This window comes from Demetria terragena DSM 11295 (genome assembly GCF_000376825.1).
Taxonomy (GTDB): Bacteria; Actinomycetota; Actinomycetes; order Actinomycetales; family Dermatophilaceae; genus Demetria; species Demetria terragena.
The window spans coordinates 649,896-669,257 of the sequence record NZ_AQXW01000004.1 but is presented as its reverse complement, the minus strand read 5'-3'; the positions used below and the strand labels follow the sequence as shown (position 1 = coordinate 669,257).

General features: G+C 65.8%; 15 protein-coding genes. 12 read left to right on the top strand and 3 right to left on the bottom strand.

The features are described from left to right. The first annotated feature begins 75 nt into the window (after positions 1 to 75). Complete coding sequence (locus F562_RS0107295) at positions 76 to 1,464, top strand: RNA polymerase sigma factor (protein WP_018156289.1); 1,389 nt, start codon at positions 76 to 78, stop codon at positions 1,462 to 1,464. Between the two features lie 24 nt (positions 1,465 to 1,488). Here F562_RS0107295 and F562_RS0107290 read toward each other — a convergent pair whose 3' ends face one another. Genes F562_RS0107290 through F562_RS0107280 form a run of 3 tightly spaced genes read right to left on the bottom strand, consistent with a single transcriptional unit; the run spans position 1,489 to position 6,103 of the window. After that, the gene (locus F562_RS0107290) at positions 1,489 to 3,831 is read right to left on the bottom strand and encodes a transglutaminase TgpA family protein (RefSeq protein WP_018156288.1); all 2,343 of its coding nucleotides are present in this window, start codon (positions 3,829 to 3,831) and stop codon (positions 1,489 to 1,491) included. After that, on the bottom strand, positions 3,831 to 5,093 hold the full coding sequence (locus tag F562_RS18390) for a DUF58 domain-containing protein (RefSeq protein ID WP_040385255.1): 1,263 nt from the start codon (positions 5,091 to 5,093) through the stop codon (positions 3,831 to 3,833). The genes F562_RS0107290 and F562_RS18390 overlap by 1 nt, the downstream gene beginning before the upstream one ends. A gap of 2 nt (positions 5,094 to 5,095) precedes the next feature. Next, a complete protein-coding gene (locus F562_RS0107280; RefSeq protein WP_018156286.1) occupies positions 5,096 to 6,103 on the bottom strand; it encodes an AAA family ATPase in 1,008 nt (335 codons plus the stop codon). Positions 6,104 to 6,462: 359 nt separating this feature from the next. On the opposite strand from F562_RS0107280, the gene mraZ reads away from it, so the two are divergent. From mraZ to F562_RS0107225, 11 genes are all read left to right on the top strand, one after another. Beyond that, complete coding sequence (gene mraZ / locus F562_RS0107275) at positions 6,463 to 6,894, top strand: division/cell wall cluster transcriptional repressor MraZ (protein ID WP_018156285.1); 432 nt, start codon at positions 6,463 to 6,465, stop codon at positions 6,892 to 6,894. Positions 6,895 to 7,062: 168 nt separating this feature from the next. Beyond that, positions 7,063 to 8,043: a 16S rRNA (cytosine(1402)-N(4))-methyltransferase RsmH gene (gene rsmH, locus F562_RS0107270; protein ID WP_018156284.1), complete on the top strand. Its 981-nt coding sequence runs from the start codon at positions 7,063 to 7,065 to the stop codon at positions 8,041 to 8,043. Then, on the top strand, positions 8,040 to 8,699 hold the full coding sequence (gene ftsL / locus F562_RS20095; RefSeq protein WP_156822572.1) for a cell division protein FtsL: 660 nt from the start codon (positions 8,040 to 8,042) through the stop codon (positions 8,697 to 8,699). Before rsmH ends, ftsL begins: the two co-directional genes overlap by 4 nt. Positions 8,700 to 8,901: 202 nt before the next feature. After that, positions 8,902 to 10,668 (top strand): peptidoglycan D,D-transpeptidase FtsI family protein, encoded by a 1,767-nt coding sequence (locus tag F562_RS0107260; protein WP_018156282.1) that lies wholly within the window; start codon positions 8,902 to 8,904, stop codon positions 10,666 to 10,668. Then, complete coding sequence (locus F562_RS0107255; RefSeq protein ID WP_018156281.1) at positions 10,665 to 12,065, top strand: UDP-N-acetylmuramoyl-tripeptide--D-alanyl-D-alanine ligase; 1,401 nt, start codon at positions 10,665 to 10,667, stop codon at positions 12,063 to 12,065. The genes F562_RS0107260 and F562_RS0107255 overlap by 4 nt, the downstream gene beginning before the upstream one ends. Then, positions 12,062 to 13,174, top strand: a complete 1,113-nt coding sequence (gene mraY / locus F562_RS0107250; protein ID WP_018156280.1) for a phospho-N-acetylmuramoyl-pentapeptide-transferase — start codon at positions 12,062 to 12,064, stop codon at positions 13,172 to 13,174. The genes F562_RS0107255 and mraY overlap by 4 nt, the downstream gene beginning before the upstream one ends. Beyond that, a complete protein-coding gene (murD, locus tag F562_RS0107245; RefSeq protein ID WP_245553623.1) occupies positions 13,171 to 14,694 on the top strand; it encodes a UDP-N-acetylmuramoyl-L-alanine--D-glutamate ligase in 1,524 nt (507 codons plus the stop codon). The genes mraY and murD overlap by 4 nt, the downstream gene beginning before the upstream one ends. After that, on the top strand, positions 14,691 to 15,974 hold the full coding sequence (gene ftsW / locus F562_RS0107240) for a putative lipid II flippase FtsW (protein ID WP_018156278.1): 1,284 nt from the start codon (positions 14,691 to 14,693) through the stop codon (positions 15,972 to 15,974). Before murD ends, ftsW begins: the two co-directional genes overlap by 4 nt. Further along, a complete protein-coding gene (gene murG / locus F562_RS0107235) occupies positions 15,971 to 17,089 on the top strand; it encodes an undecaprenyldiphospho-muramoylpentapeptide beta-N-acetylglucosaminyltransferase (protein ID WP_018156277.1) in 1,119 nt (372 codons plus the stop codon). Before ftsW ends, murG begins: the two co-directional genes overlap by 4 nt. After that, positions 17,079 to 18,521 carry a UDP-N-acetylmuramate--L-alanine ligase gene (murC, locus tag F562_RS0107230; protein ID WP_018156276.1) on the top strand — a complete coding sequence of 481 codons (1,443 nt, stop codon included), beginning with the start codon at positions 17,079 to 17,081 and terminating at the stop codon, positions 18,519 to 18,521. Before murG ends, murC begins: the two co-directional genes overlap by 11 nt. Next, a complete protein-coding gene (locus F562_RS0107225; RefSeq protein ID WP_018156275.1) occupies positions 18,518 to 19,264 on the top strand; it encodes a cell division protein FtsQ/DivIB in 747 nt (248 codons plus the stop codon). Before murC ends, F562_RS0107225 begins: the two co-directional genes overlap by 4 nt. Positions 19,265 to 19,362: the final 98 nt, after the last annotated feature.

Below are 19,362 nucleotides of genomic sequence, written 5' to 3'. Positions count from 1 at the left end.
GCCGTCTGCCGACGGCTTCACCAGTGGTGCCTGCCCAACCGGCACCACAGCCCGACCGCCCCTGGAAGGTAGTTCGTGACACCAGCGTCGAACCCGTCAGACGAGTTTGAAGGCCGCACACGCACCGGCTCGTCGACCTCCTCCGAGCGCGCCGTTCCCGCGGCCGCGACGAAGAAGACCGCGACCAAGAAGGTCGCCGCCAAGAAGACTGCAGCCAAGGCGTCGAGCGCGCCGTCGGCCAAGGCGAGCGCTAAGACCGCCGAGAAGACCCCAGCGACCAAGAAGGCCGCCGCCTCAAAGACTGCGGCGAAGAAGGCCGCGCCGTCGGCCAAGGCCACCGCCAGCGAGAAAGCCGCCGCCGGAAACCGCAAGGAAGTCGCGAAGAAGACTGCGGCGGCCAAGAAGGCTGCCGCCCTGGAGCCGACGGCGCCCGACGACGTTGAAGAGACGAAGGGCCCGGTTACCTCTTCAGGCGATGAGACCGAAGGCGGCGGGTTCGTCATCCGCCAGGATGACGACACTGACGCTCCGGCTCAGCAGGTCGTCACTGCCGGTGCGACGGCAGACCCGGTCAAGGACTATCTCAAGCAGATCGGAAAGGTCGCCCTGCTCAACGCAGAGCAGGAAGTTGACCTGGCCAAGCGCATCGAGGCGGGTCTGTTCGCTGAGGAAAAACTCAACTCGGGCGAGAAGGTCGACCAAAAACTCAAGCGCGAGTTGTGGTGGATCTCCCAGGACGGCAAGAAGGCCAAGAACCACCTGCTTGAGGCCAACCTGCGGCTGGTCGTTTCGCTGGCGAAGCGGTACACCGGCCGCGGCATGCTCTTCCTTGACCTGATCCAGGAGGGCAACCTGGGTCTCATCCGTGCGGTCGAGAAGTTCGACTACACCAAGGGCTACAAGTTCTCGACCTATGCCACGTGGTGGATCCGTCAGGCGATCACCCGGGCGATGGCCGACCAGGCGCGCACCATCCGTATCCCGGTCCACATGGTTGAGGTCATCAACAAGTTGGCCCGTGTCCAGCGGCAGATGCTGCAGGACCTTGGCCGTGAGCCCACCCCGGAAGAACTCGCCGCCGAGTTGGACATGACGCCGGAGAAGGTCGTCGAGGTCCAGAAATACGGACGCGAGCCGATCTCACTGCACACCCCGTTGGGTGAAGACGGCGACTCGGAATTTGGCGATCTCATCGAAGACTCTGAGGCCGTGGTGCCCGCCGATGCGGTGAGCTTCACCCTCCTTCAGGAGCAACTGCACTCGGTGCTGGACACGCTGTCCGAGCGCGAGGCGGGCGTGGTGTCGATGCGCTTTGGATTGACCGACGGACAGCCGAAGACTTTAGACGAAATCGGCAAGGTCTACGGAGTCACTCGTGAGCGCATCCGCCAGATCGAGTCCAAGACGATGAGCAAGTTGCGCCACCCGTCGCGCTCCCAGGTTTTGCGCGACTACCTGGACTAAGACCTGGACTAAGGGTCAGGCGCGTCACTTCTGGTGGCGCCGCCAGACCCTGGCAGGCGCCGTGAGGATCTTGGAGATCGCACCGCGGACGGCGTCGCGTCCAGTTCGGGGAAAGAGCGTCGCCGAGAGTCGGGTCGGGAACGACGCGCGTTCGCGGATGTCGGACACGATGCGGGCGACGTCTTCATCCATTCCGGACGTCGTCCGCTCTACGGGGGCATAGCGGGATCGCTCCAACGTCTGCGTCGCCCGATGCAGTGCTTCCTTTCCGCCCTCATCCAGGGAGGCGTGCCTGCGGTAGTGGTGCTCCATCTGCCGCGGGCTTCGGTCGCCGGGACCCTCAATGCCGAGATCACGTAGTCGGGCCTCCATCCCGGTCCACTGCGCCTCGATCTGTTGCTGCGGATGACGCGCCTCGCGGATGGCCTGCTCTCGCCTCCACCGTGCCGCGAGCGGGAGGATCAGCGCACCAAGTCCACCGACCACCAGAGCCAGCACCACCCACCAGAGCCATGGTGAGGAGAGCGTGGTGCTTTCCTGAAGAGGTGCGGGCGCCTGAGTGGGGGCCGCGCTGGGCGCGGGTGCGGCGCTTTGCGGCTGTTCGGACTCGAGGTCTGGCTCCTGGCGCCGGTCGGTCGCCGTGGTGCTCGGCGCGGCGTCGGCCTGCGGCAGCGTGTAGGCCGGTACGTCTCCTGAGCGACTGCCGGGCGTCGGCTCGAAGCGGGTCCAGCCCAGACCGGCGAAGTAAAGCTCTGGCCACGCGTGCGCGTCCGCGGCGCGAACTTGAAGGTTGGACGTGCCCGTGGGAGTGCCGGGAAGGAAGCCGATGGCCACCCGTGCCGGGATGCCCTGACTGCGCGCCATCATGGCCATCGCGGTCGAGAACTGCGTGCAGTAGCCCCTCCTGGTCTCCAGGAAGTTGCTCAGCGGATCGAGCGGTTGGCCGTTCTCACCGTTCCTGCGAGAGGCGAGGGTCAGGGAGTAGGTGAACTGTTCGGGGTCGCGTAACCACTCCTGCATCGCGATGGCCTGGTCGAACGGGGACTCGCTCGCCGCGCCGGCTGTCGCCGACCGAACGGCCTGCTCGATGCGCGAGCGCGAACTGGCGTCAACGGCCAAGGTTTCGGCCGAGACTGGGGGTGACTGGTTTTCGCCCGCCGGCCTGGCATCGGCGTCGAGGTTCTCGTACGTGACGCTGTATTCAGGTGTCCGGCTACGAGTCCGCGGCTGGCTCGATTCGGGGTCGTAGTACCACGAACTTCCTTGAAGGTCAGCGGAGTTCACCGGCCACGGCGACGCAAGGTAGGGCCGGTCGAGGCTGTTTCCGACCACATTGATTCGCTCGAGATCACGATCGACGTCCTGGGACAAGCCCACCGGCGCCGGTATCCGTTGTCCATTGACCCCTTCCCGCTGGCCACCCTGATCGCGACGCGTCCAGTTGCCGTCGCCATAGTTGGACACCGTCAGGACCCTGAGCGGCGGTGGCGCGATATCGGTCGTTGCGTAGGTCAAGATGGGCGACTGGTCCCGGCTGTTGAGGTCCTTGGAGAGATCAAGATTGTCGGTGAAGCCCACGGATGCGTTGTCGGCTTGTTCGCGTTGCGCGAGGCCGTCGGCGAAGTACTGCGTCGGAAGGTGCGGAATCGCCAGCGGCGCGGCGACCGCCAGTGCCAAGACCAGCACGCCCATCCAGCGCGCTCTCGCTGAGAAGGCGCCCAGACCGAGCCGGTCGTCGCCGCGCTCTGGAGTGCGGGCATACGCCTCGGTCGAAGCCCACCGGCGCATCCGGCGTAATGACTGCTGCAACAGCATCCCCAGCCAGATAGCGGCAAGGGCTAGGAAATAGATCGGGTTAAGCGCGTCACCGGTGTTGGAAGTCGAGAAGAGGAAGACGCCAAGGAGGGGGAGCCCCGCTGCGGCGCTCATCCGCAGCGACGCGGTCAGGATGTCAACCAGAACACCCACCAGCGGCAGACACAAGGTCAAGAGAAAAGCGACCCCGGGCGACACGGGAGCGGGAGCGGAATACGTCGTGAGCGTCTCGCCCGCATCAAGGAACAGGTCATTCGCGGCGCCAGGCATGGCGTACCACTCCGAGGGCGCAAGGTAGTCGCGCAGGTGGATGACGTAGGTGCCAGTGAGCGCACCCAGGGCCTGGACGGGTCCGGTGACCCACGTGGACCACCGCAGGTAGCGACCCAGGCAGCCCAAACCCACCACCAGGATCAGGAGGGCGCCGACCGGCTTGAACCACTGCGGGCTGTCGAGCAGGTTGGTCAACGGCCAACTCGCGACGAGGACCGCCAGAGCACCAAGGATGGCTTCGGGCAGGCGAACCCGACTCAGCGCGCCGTCGCTACCCATCAGGACCTCACGATTGCGCGTCCGGTGGCGGTGAGCACGGCCCAGGCGTGAGCGATCTCGGTATGCGCCGTGATGGGGATCGCACGCCAGCCCGCTTGGTGAAGGACGGTCTGGTGGGCCAGGGTCGAGGGCCCCACGTCGGCGGATCCGGCGATGAAGGAATCTCGATCCACGATGAGGGCCTGCGCTGTGGTGCCGGGTCGACGAAGCGTCGCCAAGTCGGTCATCCCCATGCCACCAGCACCCGTTGTCGCTGCGACGATGCCTCCGGTGCGTTCGGCCAGTTCCTGCACGGCGTGCATCAGTCGCTCGTGGTCGCTGTCGCTGCCAGGCTCGACCCGAGCCAGCTCATCCAAGACCTCTTCGCTGCCGAGATCGACGTCGAGTCGACCAGCCTCGAGAGATTCCCGAGTCGCCAGGTGCAGGACATAACCCATCCCAGAGAGGCGTACCGCCACGGAGGCGAGGGCGCTGACCGCCCACTCGAAGGACGCGGAGTAGTCGCCAGGCGAGTGCCCGGAGGCCCGCGAGTCGAGCAGCAGGACCGCAGATCGGCGGGCTGGACGGTCTTCTTGTCGCACCATGAGTTCGCCGCGATGGGCAGTCGCGGGCCAGTGCACCTTCCGCAGGTCATCACCATCGCGATAGTTGCGGATACTGACGTCGTCTTCGCCGTGCAGCGCCATCATTTGGGGCGTCTCGCCCTCGATGCCGAACCCGGCGCCGGCCGGCTGGCCTTGGCCGAGTGGCTCGACGTGGGGGCGTACGACGATCTCACCGAGGCTGCGCACCGTGAGTTCGATACGGGTGAGGCCGAACGGGTCTTCTTGACGTAAAGCGACCGGTCCGAGGTGATGCCGGCCGCGCCTCTGGCACGTGACGGAATAGGTGATGCGGCGGCGATGCTGCGGGCGCAGGCGCGGCAGCAAAAAGCGCGGCGATTCGCCCAGCGCAGGAGACACCTGCTCCTCGGCGGAGTACAGCGTCGTCGAGCGCTCGCCCACGTTGGTGAATTCAACCGAGACCTCGGCTGACTCGCCGGCTTGCACGTTGGTGGGCGTGATGGCGCGGTCAACGGCTAAGCGCGGCGACCTGCTGCGCGCGACGAGGCGCGCCACGATCGGCAGGAGGAGCAGGAGCACACCGATACGAGTGATGTCACGGAAGCCGAGCAGAATTCCCGCCAGCAGCAAGACCACCCCGCAGGCGAACATGGCGCGCCCACGCGTGGTCAGGGTGTGGGGTCGGCGGCTGCGGGCCATGATCAATGGTGGGTGGCACGTGGCACGGGGACGCGGCGCACGATGTCGTGCAGAACGTCGGTGGTGCTGCGCTGAGCCACCTGGGTCTCGGGACTCGGCAATACCCGGTGGGCCAGCACGGTCGGGACGAGGGTCACGACGTCCTCCGGGATGACGTGGCCGCGGCCCTCGAGAGCGGCGTGCGCCCGTGCCGCCCGGAGCAGTTGGAGGGAGGCTCGGGGGGATGCGCCGAGGCGCAGCATGCTGGTGGTGCGGGTCGCGGCCATGAGGTCGACGACGTACTGCTGTAGTTCGGGGCTGGCATACAGATTGCGGACGGAGGCGGACAGCCTGGCCACGGTCTCACCATCAGTCACCGGCCGCAGGTCATCCAGCGGGGAACTACCCCCGTGAGATCCCAGCATGGCCAACTCGGCGCTTGCCGTGGGATAACCCATCGAGATGCGGGCCATAAACCGGTCCCGCTGGGCCTCTGGCAGCGGGAAAGTCCCCTCCATCTCGATGGGGTTCTGCGTGGCCATGACCATGAACGGGCGGTGCAACGTATAGGTCTTGCCATCGACCGTGACCTGGCCTTCTTCCATGCACTCAAGAAGGGCCGACTGCGTCTTGGGCGATGCGCGGTTGATCTCGTCACCGACCACGATGTTGGCGAAGATCGCGCCAGGCCGGAACTCGAACGTGCGGGTGTCTTGGTTAAAGACGCTGACGCCCGTGATGTCACTGGGCAGGAGGTCGGGGGTGAACTGGACTCGCCTCATCGGGCAGTCGATGGATCGGGCCAATGCCTTGGCCAGCATCGTCTTGCCGACGCCAGGCACATCCTCGATGAGGAGATGCCCGCCCGCGAGCAGCACGGTGACTGCGGTCCGCAGGACCTCACTTTTTCCCTCGATGACCGAGGAGACGGCCCGGTGAATGGCACCCGCCACCGTGCGCAGCTCGGCGGCGTCGTCCTCAGACGTCGACGAGCCGGGCGGAGCGGTCTGAGTTGGGGCGCCGTTGTGCATGAGTTGATCCTGCCTGATGGTCCTGGATTGCGCATGAGAAGGGTCAGTTGTTGATTCGTGGCCATCGGAGTATCAGATTCCCCACTTTGCTCCCCGATCGCCGCCGGAGCGGCCGGATTGCGCCGGAGCGGTGCTCACAAACCCGCGATCCCGCCCTGAGAACGTGCGAGTGCGCAGAATCCTCCCCACCATGCACCACTCGTCCCCATATGGCTTCTGACCTGCACAAATGCTCGCTCCGCAATCCCGATAAGGGGAAGAAATGCCTGCCCGGAGCCTGCGTGGTGGGGGAAAGTGGAGTAGGGTGGGGGAATCGGGTGAGCAGTGGATCTATCGGTGGACGTAGGAGGTGGTTGTCGATGTTTCTCGGCACCCACTACCCGCGCCTCGACGACAAGGGCCGGTTGATCCTGCCGGCGAAATTTCGCAAAGGCCTAGAAGGCGGGTTGGTCGTGACTCGCGGCCAGGAGCGCTGCCTTTACGTCTTTGCCATGGCCGAGTTTGAGCGCATCACGACGGCCATGAGTGACACTCCCGTCACGAGTCGCGCGGTCCGCGATTTCCAGCGCGTCTTCCTCTCCGCCGCCTCCGATGAGATTCCGGATAAGCAGGGCCGCGTCACGATTCCCTCGGTCCTGCGGGATTACGCCGGTCTAGCCCGCGAGTGCACCGTCATCGGCGCAGGCTCCCGGGTCGAGGTCTGGGACACCACCGCATGGACCGACTACCTCGCCCAGACCGAGGACGCCTTCTCCGAGCAGTCCGAAGAGGTGATCCCCGGCCTGATCTGACCCCAGAGCAGCACAGCACGTCACGACCGACTGGCTCGACTGTGAGGTCTCCACCCGCTCCGTCATTCCGACGCCACTTCCCCGGCGCCGGAGGAGCGAAGCGGAGGGAGACCTGACGGCCGAGCCGCACACCACCAGGATCACGACAGGTTCGAGAGGAGCAGGACTTTGGCGCACCCGCCCCCGACCGCAGAGCGGCACACTCCCGTCCTGCGGAACCGCATTGTCGATCTGCTGGCACCCGCACTGACCGAGCCAGGGTCGGTGCTGGTCGACGCGACGTTGGGCATGGGCGGGCATACCGAAGCACTGCTCGAAGCCTGCCCGAACGCACGTGTGCTCGGAATCGACAGAGACACCCAAGCGCTGGATCTGGCGGGGGAGCGGTTGGCGCCGTTCGGCGAGCGATTCACCGCCGTTCAGGCCGTTTACGACGAGCTTCCCGAGGTGTTGGCTGAGCACGGGATGACCCGGGTGCAGGCGGTGTTGTTCGACCTGGGGGTCTCTTCGCTGCAACTCGACGAGGCCGACCGCGGCTTCGCCTATCGCCATGATGCGCCACTGGATATGCGGATGAGCCCGGACGACGGCCCCACGGCAGCAGACGTTCTCAATACCTACAGCGCGGCTGACCTGGAACGGATCCTGCGTGACTTCGGCGAGGAGCGCTTCGCCCGGCGAATTGCTCGTTCGATCGTGGAGCGGCGCGCCACAGTGCCTTTCGCCCGGTCGGCGGAGTTGGTGGACCTGTTGCGTGCCGCTATTCCAGCCGCCAGCCAGCGCACCGGTGGTCACCCGGCCAAGCGCACCTTCCAGGCGCTGCGGATCGAAGTGAACGGTGAGTTGGATGCCTGGCAGCGGGCGCTGCCAGCCGCGGTCGACGCGCTGGCGGTCGATGGGCGTATCGCGGTGCTGTCCTATCACTCGCTGGAAGACCGGATCGCCAAGCGAGCACTCGCTCGCGCCGCGACCTCCACGACCCCGCCAGGGCTCCCCGTCGAGTTGCCTGAGCACGCGCCGTACGTCCGACTCCTGACCCGAGGAGCCGAAACGGCCGATAGCGCGGAGACCGAGCACAACCCCCGAGCCACACCCGCCCGACTTCGCGCCGCGATCAAAGTCCGTATCCCGGAGGTCACCACCCGATGAGTAACGCCACGACAGCCCGGAGCGCCACCCCTAGGCCAGCGGTATCGCGTCGGCCCCAGCCACGATTGCGGGTCGTCACCGGCAGCGAGGTTCGTCGGAGCCGTACCGGGTTCACCGTGTTGTGCTCGACGCTGCTCGCGCTCGGCCTGCTTGCGCTGTTGCTGCTCAACACGGCACGGGCCGAACAGTCTTTCGCGCTGGGAGAATTGCAGAAGAGCTCGACCAGTTTGTCCGACAACGAGCGTCAGTTGCGCAGTGACATTTCCAATGTGAGTGCGCCGCAGCAGGTCGCGCTCAAGGCGCAGGAGATGGGCATGGTCCCAGCGCCACAGGTGGCCTACGTTCGTAGCTCGGACGGAAAGGTGCTCGGCGTGGCGGACCGGGCTCCGGGAGACAACACCTTTACCGTGGGCACACTGCCAGACACCCCGGCGAGCCGGGTGGCCGATTCCGCGGTCAAGGCGGCCGAGACCGTGCGGGTGCAACCGCCGAAGCCAAAGCCGAAACCGTCCGCGAAACCTTCGGCCTCCGCGAGTCCGAAGGCGTCCGGCAGTAGCGCACCGAAGGCCTCGAGCAGCAAGGACACGTCGTCATCCACCAAGCCCTCGGCATCGAAGCCGTCCGCCAGCCGTGCGGCGGCCAAGCCGACACCGTGAGCACTCTCGATGAGGTGTGGTCATGACGCGTCGTCAGACACCCGGTTCTGGTCGTTCGGGCGCTGGGCGACCTACCGCTGGATCGGGCGCCCGCCGACCGACGAGTGGACGTCCGAAGCCGCCACCACGCCAGCCACGTCGCCCTCAGCGGTCCCGTTCAGTCAAGGTAGCGGCGGGCCATCCGCGCCGCCGCGCGCGATTCATGTTTGTCGCGATCGCCTTTGTCTTCAGCCTGTTTGCTGCGCAGTTGATCAAGATTCAGGGCTTGGAATCGAGCGGGGTATCTGCTGCGGCGCTAGGTGAGCGGGCTGAGAAGGTCACGATCCCGGCCCACCGTGGGCAGATCGTCGACGCCAAAGGCACGGTGCTCGCCAACAGCATCGACCGCCGTAATGTCACCGGCGACTCCTTAGCGATGAGTCAGTACCACAAGACCGTCAATGGCAAACGGACTCAAGTTGGCCTGAAGGGCGCGGCCCAGGACATGGCGCCGTTGCTCGGCGTACCTGAGGAGGAGTTGGCGGCCACCCTCAAGAAGGCCTTCGCTGCGAAGTCCCAGTTCACATACTTGGCCAAGGACATTGCTCCAACCCAGTGGCGCTCCATCGACAACCTGGGCATTCCAGGGGTCTTCAGTGAGCAAACCGTTCGCCGTGAATACCCACAGGGCACCAGTACCGCCCCGCTCATCGGCTGGGTCAACCAGAGCAGTGAGCCAGGTGGTGGCGTCGAGCAGATGCTCAATTCGCAGCTCAACGGAAAGCCCGGCCTCCATGTCTACGAGCGGGCGCGGGACGGTTCGCCCATCGCGACAGGAGACGGTCAGGACGTTAAAGCGGTTCCCGGCCGCAACGTCAAACTCACCATTAACAACGACATGCAGTGGTTCGCCCAGAACGCACTGGCGAAGCGAGTCAAGGAGACCGACGGGCTCTCTGGGACCGCGGTCGTCCTTGATGCCAAGACCGGCAAGCTCCTGAGCGCGGCGTCCTATCCCAGTTTTGATCCGAACAACATGGGCAGCGCCGAGGGTTTCCTGCAGAGCCGGCCATTCACGGAGGTCTATGAGCCGGGCTCGACCAGCAAGGCGATCACCATGGCGGCCGCACTCGATCAGGGGTTGGTGACCGAAAAGACCAAGGTCACCGTGCCGAACCGAATCGAGCGGGCGGGACGTCCGTTCAAGGACTCCCACGACCACGGCACCCTGAAGTTGACGACTGCGGGTGTCTTGGCGCAATCCTCCAATATCGGCACCGTGCTGGTGGGCGAAAAGATGTCGCGCAAGACCATCCACACCTACCTCACCGACTTCGGGATGGGCTCGCCGAGCGGGATCGGCTTCCCCGGGGAATCGCGCGGGATCGTGGCCAGCCCCGACTCCTGGAAGGGGGATCAGCGCTACACGGTGCTGTTCGGCCAGGGCGTCGCGGGTACGGCGGTGCAACAGGCGTCGGTGTTCCAAGCGATCGCCAATGGTGGAGTGCAGCAGCCGATCAAACTCATTGACGGATATGCCGATGACAACGGTGGATGGACTCCGCCCGAGGATGACCGGGTGGCCAAGCAGGTCATCAAACCGCGTACGGCGGACACGCTCACCGGCATGATGCGCAGTGTGACCGACGAGAAGTACGGCACCGCGACGCAGGCGGCTGTTCCGGGCTACACGGTGGCCGGTAAGACCTCCACGGCGGAGCGCTACGACTCCGAGATGAAGAAATACAGCGGCACGACCGCCTCCTTCATTGGGTACGCGCCGGTGGCCGACCCCGAATTTGTCGTTGCCGTGACCATTCAGCGGCCGCGCAAGGGGACCTATGGCGGTCCGGTTGCCGGGCCGGTGTTCTCCCAAATCATGGGCTACGCGCTGCGAGATCGGGGCGTTCCCCCGAAGAAGGGCGGCCCTGGCCCATACCCGCTCACGGCAACCGCCCAGTCGGCGAAGAGCCCGGGGAGGGACGAGTGATTCCGTTGCACCTCGCGCAGGTGGCGGCGATCACCGGTGGCCGACTCGAGGGTCCGGACGTCCTCATCGACGGCCCGGTGGTCACAGATTCTCGCGAAGCGGCTCCGGGTTCGCTCTACGTCGCTCGGGTGGGTGAGCACGCCGATGGCCACGATTACGTCGGCGGCGCCCGTGCCGCCGGAGCTGTAGCCGTTCTGGGTACGCGCCGCGTCGACGACATCCCCACCGTCCTGGTCGATGACGTGCAAGAGGCGTTTGCCGCGCTAGCCCGCGGTCTCGTCGACCGCGCGGAGCACCTCACGATTGTGGGAGTGACCGGGTCCTCCGGGAAGACCACGACCAAAGACCTTCTGGCTACGGTGCTGACCCCGCACGGCCTGACCGTCGCGCCGGTCGGCTCGTACAACTCTGAGGTCGGCGTGCCGCTGACGGTGTGCCGGATTGACGCGGCTACCCGTTATCTTGTCGCCGAGATGGGTGCCGACGGAGTCGGGCACATTGCTTACCTGTGCCGGATCGCCCCGCCTCGGATTGGTGTCGTCCTCAACGTCGGTCAGGCGCATCTACAGTTCTTCGGCTCCGTCGATGCGATCGCCCAGACCAAGGGTGAATTGGTGGAGTCCCTTCCGGCTGAGGGTCTCGCCGTTCTGAATGCCGATGATCCCAAGGTTCGAGCGATGGGCTCGCGGGCCCGTTCGCGCGTTGTCCTGGTCGGGCGCGCGCCAGATGCCGACATCCGAGCGAGCGACGTGACGCTGGATGAACTCGGTCGGGCGTCCTTCGTCGTGCACTCACCGGCCGGAACCGCGCAGGTCCAGTTGGGCGGCCTTCTCGGCGAACATCACGTCGGTAACGCTCTCGCGGTGCTAGCGGTCGCGCTCGAACTCGGGTTCACCCTCAATGAGACGGTGAAGTCTCTGGGGGAGGCGCGACCAGCGAGTCGGTGGCGGATGGAACTGTTTGACCTCGCCGATGGCCGGACCGTCATCAATGACGCGTACAACGCCAATCCCGACTCGATGCGCGCCGCCCTACGCACCTTGAGCCAGATCAGGCAGGCCGGACGCCGAACCTGGGCGGTCCTTGGCGCGATGCGCGAACTCGGCCCGACCTCAGCGGCCGAACATACGGGCATCGGTCAGGCAGCAGTCGCCGAGGGCGTTGATCGCATCATCGCGGTCGGGGATGGGGCACAGGGCATCTACGAGGGTGCGCTCGCCGCCGGCGCGGATGCGACCAAGACCAGTTGGGTGACGGGAGTCGACGATGCGTATGCGCTCCTTGACAACCACAGCACCCCCGGCGACGTCATCCTCCTGAAGTCCTCCCGCGACTCGGGCCTAAGGTTCCTGGGGGACCGGATCGTGTCGGACGCAGGCCAGGAGGTTGACCGGTGAGAGCTGTACTCATTGCTGCGAGTTTCTCGCTCGTCATCGCGCTGTTTGGCACCCCTGCGTTCATCAAATACCTGGTGCGCAAGGAATATGGCCAGTTCGTCCGCGACGACGGGCCTACCAGCCACCACACCAAGCGCGGTACGCCCACCATGGGTGGCGCCGTCATCATTGCCGCGGCGGTGATCGCCTACTTCGGCGCACACCTGCTGACCTGGCGCCCACCGACATACTCCGGCCTCTTGGTCATCTTCCTGATGGTCGGTCTGGGCGCGGTCGGGTTTGCCGACGACTTCATCAAAATCAGCAAGGCCCGCTCCCTCGGCCTGCGCTCCCACGAAAAGTTGATCGGCCAAGGCGTGGTCGGCGTCGTTTTTGCCGTGCTTGCGCTGAACAACGCCGATAGCAGTGGATTGACCCCCGCGAGCACCAAGATCTCGTTTGTGCGCGACACCCTGTGGGAGACGCCCGGCGGTAGCGCCGTATCGATCGACCTCGCGTTCGCGGGCACGGCCGTCGGTCTGGTGCTCTTCGTGCTGTGGGCCAATCTGCTCATCGCCGGCACCAGCAACGGAACCAACCTCAGCGACGGGCTCGATGGCTTGGCCACCGGTGCCGCAGTCATGGTTTTCGGTGCCTACGTCCTGATCACCATTTGGCAGTTCAACCAGTCGTGTTCGGTGACGTTGAGTAACAAGTGTTACGAAGTGCGCGATCCGTACGATCTCGCGGTGGTCGCGGCTGCGGTGATGGGTGCCTGCTTCGGCTTCCTATGGTGGAACGCCTCACCCGCCAAGATCTTCATGGGCGACACCGGGTCGCTGGCCCTGGGCGGCGCGCTGGCCGGTCTGGCGATCCTCACCCGCACCGAGTTGCTGCTGGTCGTTATCGGCGGACTGTTCGTGTTGGAGACGATGTCAGTCATCCTGCAGGTCGGGTCGTTCAAGTTGCGTAAGAAACGCATCTTCCGGATGGCGCCGATTCACCACCACTTTGAGTTACTCGGCTGGGAGCAGATCACGGTTGTCGTCCGGTTCTGGATCATTTGTGGTCTGTGCGTAGCCCTCGGCGTGGGCATCTTCTACGCCGAGTGGGTGGTGTCCGCACCGTGACCGAATCGGGCGCGTCCGACCTGTGGCCGGTCGACCCGTCGTACGAGCCGCTCCGAGGCGACGCCGACTTCACCCATGCCGGCGCCGACTGGTCGGTGCTTCAGGTCATGGTGGTCGGGCTCGGCGCGAGCGGGTTCGCCGCGGCGGACGCGTTGCTAGAACGGGGCGCGCGGGTGAGCATCGTCAGCGACGGGACCTCGCCGGCGATCGCGGAGCGAGCCGCGGTGCTGAAGGTGCTCGGGGCTCGAGTCAGCCATGGCCAGCCCTTGCCTCAGGCGCCGGAGCCAGGCACCCATCTCGTGGTGACCTCACCGGGCGTACCGCCGACCAATCCATTTCTGCAGGCCTCAGCGGCCGCAGGCATCCCCGTGTGGGGAGAGGTCGAGTTGGCCTGGCGGATGCGTCCACGCGAAGGTGCCGCGCCGTGGCTCACCGTCACCGGCACCAACGGCAAGACGACCTGCGTGACGATGCTGGAATCGATCTTGCGGGCGCAGGGTCTACGCGCCACCGCAGCCGGCAATGTCGGGTTGCCGATCCTTGAGGCGGTGCTGCACCCGGAGCCGTACGACGTTCTGGCCGTGGAACTTTCGACGTTCCAACTGCACTGGTCGCGCAGCCTGTCGCCCTATGCAGCCGTCTGCCTCAACGTCGCACCCGATCATGTCGACTGGCACGGGTCCTACGAGGAATACCGTCGGATGAAGGGCCGAATCTACGAACGCGCCCAAGTGGCGTGTGTCTACAACGTCCAAGATCCCCAGACCGAGCAGTTGGTCATGGATGCCGAGGTCGTCGAAGGCTGCCGCGCCGTCGGCTTCACCCTTGGGGTGCCAGCCCGCTCCATGGTGGGTGTCGTCGAAGACGTCATGGCCGACCGGGCGTTCGTCGAGGAGCGCGCCAACTCCGCTGTGGAGTTGGGTGAACTGCGCGACCTCTCCGGTGATTCGTCGTTGCCGCCAGCGCCGCACTACGTCGCAGATGCCCTCGCCGCAGCCGCACTCGCACGCGCCTACGGCGTCGCCCCGGCAGCGGTGCGCGACGGACTACGGGCCTACGCACCACAGCCCCACCGCGTTCAGCCGGCCGGTGAAGTCCAAGGGGTGCGCTTCGTTAATGACTCCAAGGCGACCAACCCGCCCGCGGCGGCCGCATCATTGGCCGCCTTCGAGAGCGTGGTGTGGGTGGCAGGTGGGCAACTCAAGGGGGCCGACGTCGCCGACCTCGTCCGCGAGCACTCGGGTCGCTTGAGGGGGGCAGTCCTGCTCGGTGCTGATCGGCACGAGATCGCCAATGCGTTCGGCCGACACGCGCCAGGGGTCCCGATTGTCGTGCTCGACAGCAACGAGACTGTCGTCATGGTCGATGTGGTGCGGGAGGCGTATGCCCTGGCTCAGCCGGGCGATGTGGTGCTCCTCGCGCCCGCGGCGGCATCCAAAGACATGTGGCCCGGCTACGAAGACCGCGGCAATGACTTCATGACGGCCGTGCGTGGCCTTGCGCCAGGGGATCTCTCGTGACGACGACCAGCACCCGGTCTCAGGTCACGGCGCCGAAGACGTCCCGAGCGCCCGTGGGCGAAGCGCCCTCTTTGGTCGAGACGTGGAAAGCTCGCCTGCAGTCACCGATGGCGGCGTACTACATCATTTTGGGCGCGACCACCATGCTGGTCCTCCTGGGCCTGGTCATGGTGCTCTCAGCCTCGAGCGTGACCTCCTTCCGCACCAGCGGTTCGTCCTATACCGAGTTCAAGAAGCAAGCCACGTTTGCCGTCCTCGGTGGTATCGCCTTCGTGGTCGCGAGTCGTCTGCCGGTCCAGTGGCTGAAGCGGCTGGCATTGCCGATCTTCGTTGTCGCCCTGGGACTGCAGTTGGCCGTCTTTAGCGGCCTGGGCTATGAGGTTAAAGGCAACCGGAACTGGTTGATTCTGCCGGGAATCGGCACGATGCAGCCCTCCGAGTTCGGAAAACTCGCCTTGGTCTTGGTCGGGGCGGTGGTGCTCGCGCGCAAGCGCAAGCAGATCGGCAGCATGGGACACGCGCTGATCCCATTCCTACCGATGGCCTTGTTGATCGTCGCGCTGGTCATGTTGGGTCGCGACCTGGGGACCGTGCTGGTGCTGCTCGCGATTACCGCCGGGGTGTTGTTCGTCGCTGGCGTTCGCATGCGACTGTTCTTGATCGGTGCCGGCGTGATCGTTGCCGGGGTGATCTACATGGTGCAGAGCAGCCAGAACCGCATGGGCCGTATTGATACCTGGTTGGGTTCCTGCACCGAGGCGACCGACGCGTGCTACCAGAAACTCCACGCAACGTACGCGCTCGCAGACGGCGGTTGGTGGGGCGTCGGACTCGGCGCCAGCCGCGAGAAGTGGAGTTGGCTTCCCGAAGCCCACAACGACTTCATTTTCGCGATCATCGGCGAAGAACTGGGTCTGCCTGGCTCGCTGGTCGTCGTGGCGCTGTACCTCGCGCTGGCGTTTGCGGCGTACCGCATCATCGTCAATACCGACGACTACTTCGTCCGCATCGCCTCCGGCGGGATCATGGTGTGGATCGTCGGCCAGGCCATGATCAACATTGGCTCAGTGACCGGCCTGTTGCCCATCATCGGCGTGCCATTGCCACTTGTCTCCGCTGGTGGCTCAGCCCTGATCACGACGCTTGCCTCCCTTGGCGTGCTGCTCTCCTTCGCCCGGAATGACCCGGAGTGTCGAGCCGCGCTGGCGGCTCGCCCCAACCTGGTTCAGCGCTCCATGGCGATTCTTCCGTCGGTCGACCGCAGAAAGGGACGCCAGTGACCGATCCCACCTCAATTGTCCTGGCCGGTGGGGGGACCGCTGGTCATATTTCGCCGCTGTTGGCGACCGCGGCCGCACTACAGCGACGTTATCCCGGAGCCCACATCACCTGTGTCGGTAGTCACGGAGGCCTTGAGGAGCGTCTGGTTCCGGACGCCGGCTTCGACCTGCGGCTGATACCTAAGGTGGCCTTCCCGCGCCGCCCGAACACGGCCGCGGTGCGCTTCCCGGTGGCCTTCCCCAAGGCAGTGCGCCAGGCCCGCGCCATCCTTCATGACGTCGAGGCTGACGTCGTGGTGGGCTTCGGCGGATTTGTCTGTCCACCGGTTTATGTGGCGGCGCGGCGTCGGATCCCGATCGTGGTTCACGAGGGCAACGCGGTGGTCGGTATGGCGACCAAACTCGGCATGAGATTCACCGACCATGTCGTCCGCGCATTTGACGTGACTCCGCTGCCGGAGGCGCCCGTGATCGGAATGCCGCTGCGGCGGGCGATCACAGAACTCGACCGAGAAGCCATGCGACCGGTGGCCCTGGAAGAACTCGGCCTGGCCGATCATCGCCCAACGGTTCTGGTGACCGGGGGGTCCTTGGGAGCCCAACAGCTCAATTCCGCCTTCGAGCGCAGCGTGGACGAGTTGCGCGCGGCCGGCATCCAGGTGCTGCACGTCACCGGCACAGGGAAGGGCTTTGCGGTCTCGCCGGGAGCACCTCAAGAGCCGCGCTACGTCGTGCGCGAGTACTGCGATCGCATGGACCTGGCCTATGCCGCCGCGGATCTGGTGGTGACCCGATCGGGCGCCAATATGGTCTGCGAGACGTCGGCCTGCGGGCTTCCGGCCGTGTTCGTACCGTTGCCGATCGGCAATGGGGAGCAGCGTCGCAACGCCGACGCCGTCGTGACCGCCGGGGGAGCGATCCTGGTCGACAACGACGATCTGACTGCGGACTGGGTCCAGCGCGAGCTGCCAGCGCTGGTGCTGGACAGTGCCCGACTCACAACCATGTCGGCCGCGGCGGAGCAGCATGGCTACCGGGATGCCGATGAGCGTCTCGTCGACCTAATCGCCACGGTGGTCGATGAGGAGTTGCCAGGAGGGCAACGTGGCCGCTGACGGGACCAACGATCGCTTCGACTTCGCGGCCCGATTGCCGCAGGTCGGCGCCATCACCGCAGTTCACTTGTTGGCGATCGGCGGTAGCGGGATGTCCGGAGTGGCTCGACTGTTCCTCGCCCGCGGCCTCACCGTGTCTGGAACGGACGGGCAGGATGTCGCGGTGTTGGCCACGCTGCGCGGGGCCGGGGCGACCATCAATGTCGGCTTCAGCGCCGACCATGTCGCCGAACTTCCCGATGATGCGCTCGTGATCGTGTCGTCGGCCATTGCCGAAGACAACCCCGAGTTGCGGGAGATCCGTCGACGAGGATTAACGGTGCTGCACCGTTCCCAGGGCTTGGCGATGCTGATGGCGGACCGTTCCGGCTTGGCCGTGGCGGGGGCCAACGGCAAAACCACCACGAGCGCGATGGCCACGGTGGCGTTGCGTGGATGTGGAGCGGACCCGTCGTACGCCATTGGCGCTGACATTGCTGGCCTTGGCGCCAACGCCATGCCCGGGAACGGCTCGGTCTTTGTCGTCGAAGCCGACGAGAGCGATGGTTCGTTCGTCGTCTATCGCCCTGATGTCGCCATCGTGACCAATGTGCGCGACGACCATCTCGATTTTTATGGCACGAGCGAGCGTCTGCACGGGGCGTATGCGCAGTTCGCCGAGACGATCTCAACCGATGGACTTCTGGTGGCCTGCGCCGATGACGCCGGCAGCCGAGACTTGGCGACGCGCCATCACGCAGGGGGAGGGCGGGTGATCACGTACGGCCGCGAGCCCAGCGATGTGCGCATCGTCCAGGAGCGCTCGGACGGCTTCCGGCAGGATGCCACGTTGCACCTCGATGGCATCGACCTTGACTTGACCTTGAACGTTCCAGGGGCGCATAACGTGCTGAACGCTGCGGGTGTGGTGGCTGCGCTCACGAGGGGCCTTGGGCTTGACGCGAAGCAGGTCGCCGCTTCGCTCGCCGACTTTCGCGGCACCTCCCGTCGGTTCGAACCTCGGGGCGAGGCCGCGGGTATCCGGGTGGTCGATGACTATGCGCACAACCCCGGCAAGCTGGAGGCCGTCGTACGCACCGGGCTTGCGCTCCGCGACCAGGGCCGACTCATCGTGGTCTTCCAGCCGCATCTTTACTCCCGTACCCAGCACGCGGCCGATGGCCTCGCCGCGGCGCTATGCCTGGCGGATCATGCGGTCGTGCTGGACATCTACGGCGCCAGGGAGCAGCCAGTTCCCGGGGTCACGGGGAGGCTGGTCAGCGATCAGGTGCCCGGGGCGACGTTTGCGGCCGACCACCAGGATGCCCTCGACGCGGTAACCGAAATTGCCCGCTCAGGCGACCTGGTCCTGACCGTCGGGGCCGGAGATGTCACGGCGCTCGGTCCGCGCATTCTTGACCAGCTGGAGCGCCGAGTGGCGGACCTGTCATGAAGCCCGCGACGTCCAGTCGGACCCAGCCGCATGCGCGCTTCACGGCTCGGGCCGCTGACTTGCGGTCGGCGTCGATGCGTCGCCGCGGACTGGTGATCGGTGCCCTGGTGATCGCGGCTCTCCTGGTCTGGCTGGTGGTCTTTAGCCCGGTCTTCGCCGTGCGTTCGGTTGAGGTCACCGGTGCCGACAAGGGGCTCTCCAGCAGCGTGCGGAATGTCGCCGACGACGTCGTGGGTCAGCCCGTGGTGCGGACGGATACCGCCGTGGTCCAGCAACGCGTCGAGAACATTCCCGAGGTGTCCTCGGCGCAGGTCACCCGTTCGCTGCTGGGAACCGTGAGCATTGCGGTCCGGCCCCGCATCGCAGTCGTCGTCGTCGATAACGGGCAGACGCGACGACTGGTCGACGCGCAAGGAACCGCATTCGCCGCCGCCACCAAGGACACGGCCAAGGGCTTGCCCGTGGTCACGCTCAAAGGGCCCGGAGCGAACGTCAAAGATGTGGCACAGGTCGCGACCGTCATGGGGGCAATCCCAGCTCAGGATCGCGATCAAGTGACTGATGTGCGCCTGTCTTCGATCGGGCACATCACCTTCACGATTGGCGGATTGAAGGTCGCCTGGGGCGACAGTTCTGATTCCAAGGTCAAGGCGAAGTCGCTCGCCACGATGCGGCCGATTGCGAAGAAGGATGACGGAAGCCTCTTGGACCTCCGAACTCCGAAGCGTCCTGTGTTGACCTAGACCACACCGTGCACCTGAACCTGAGGTCGAGACTCGTGCATCGATGCGTCCGGTCGCGTAGGGTGCGGGGAGCCTGATCGTGGCGAGGCGGTGCGTGT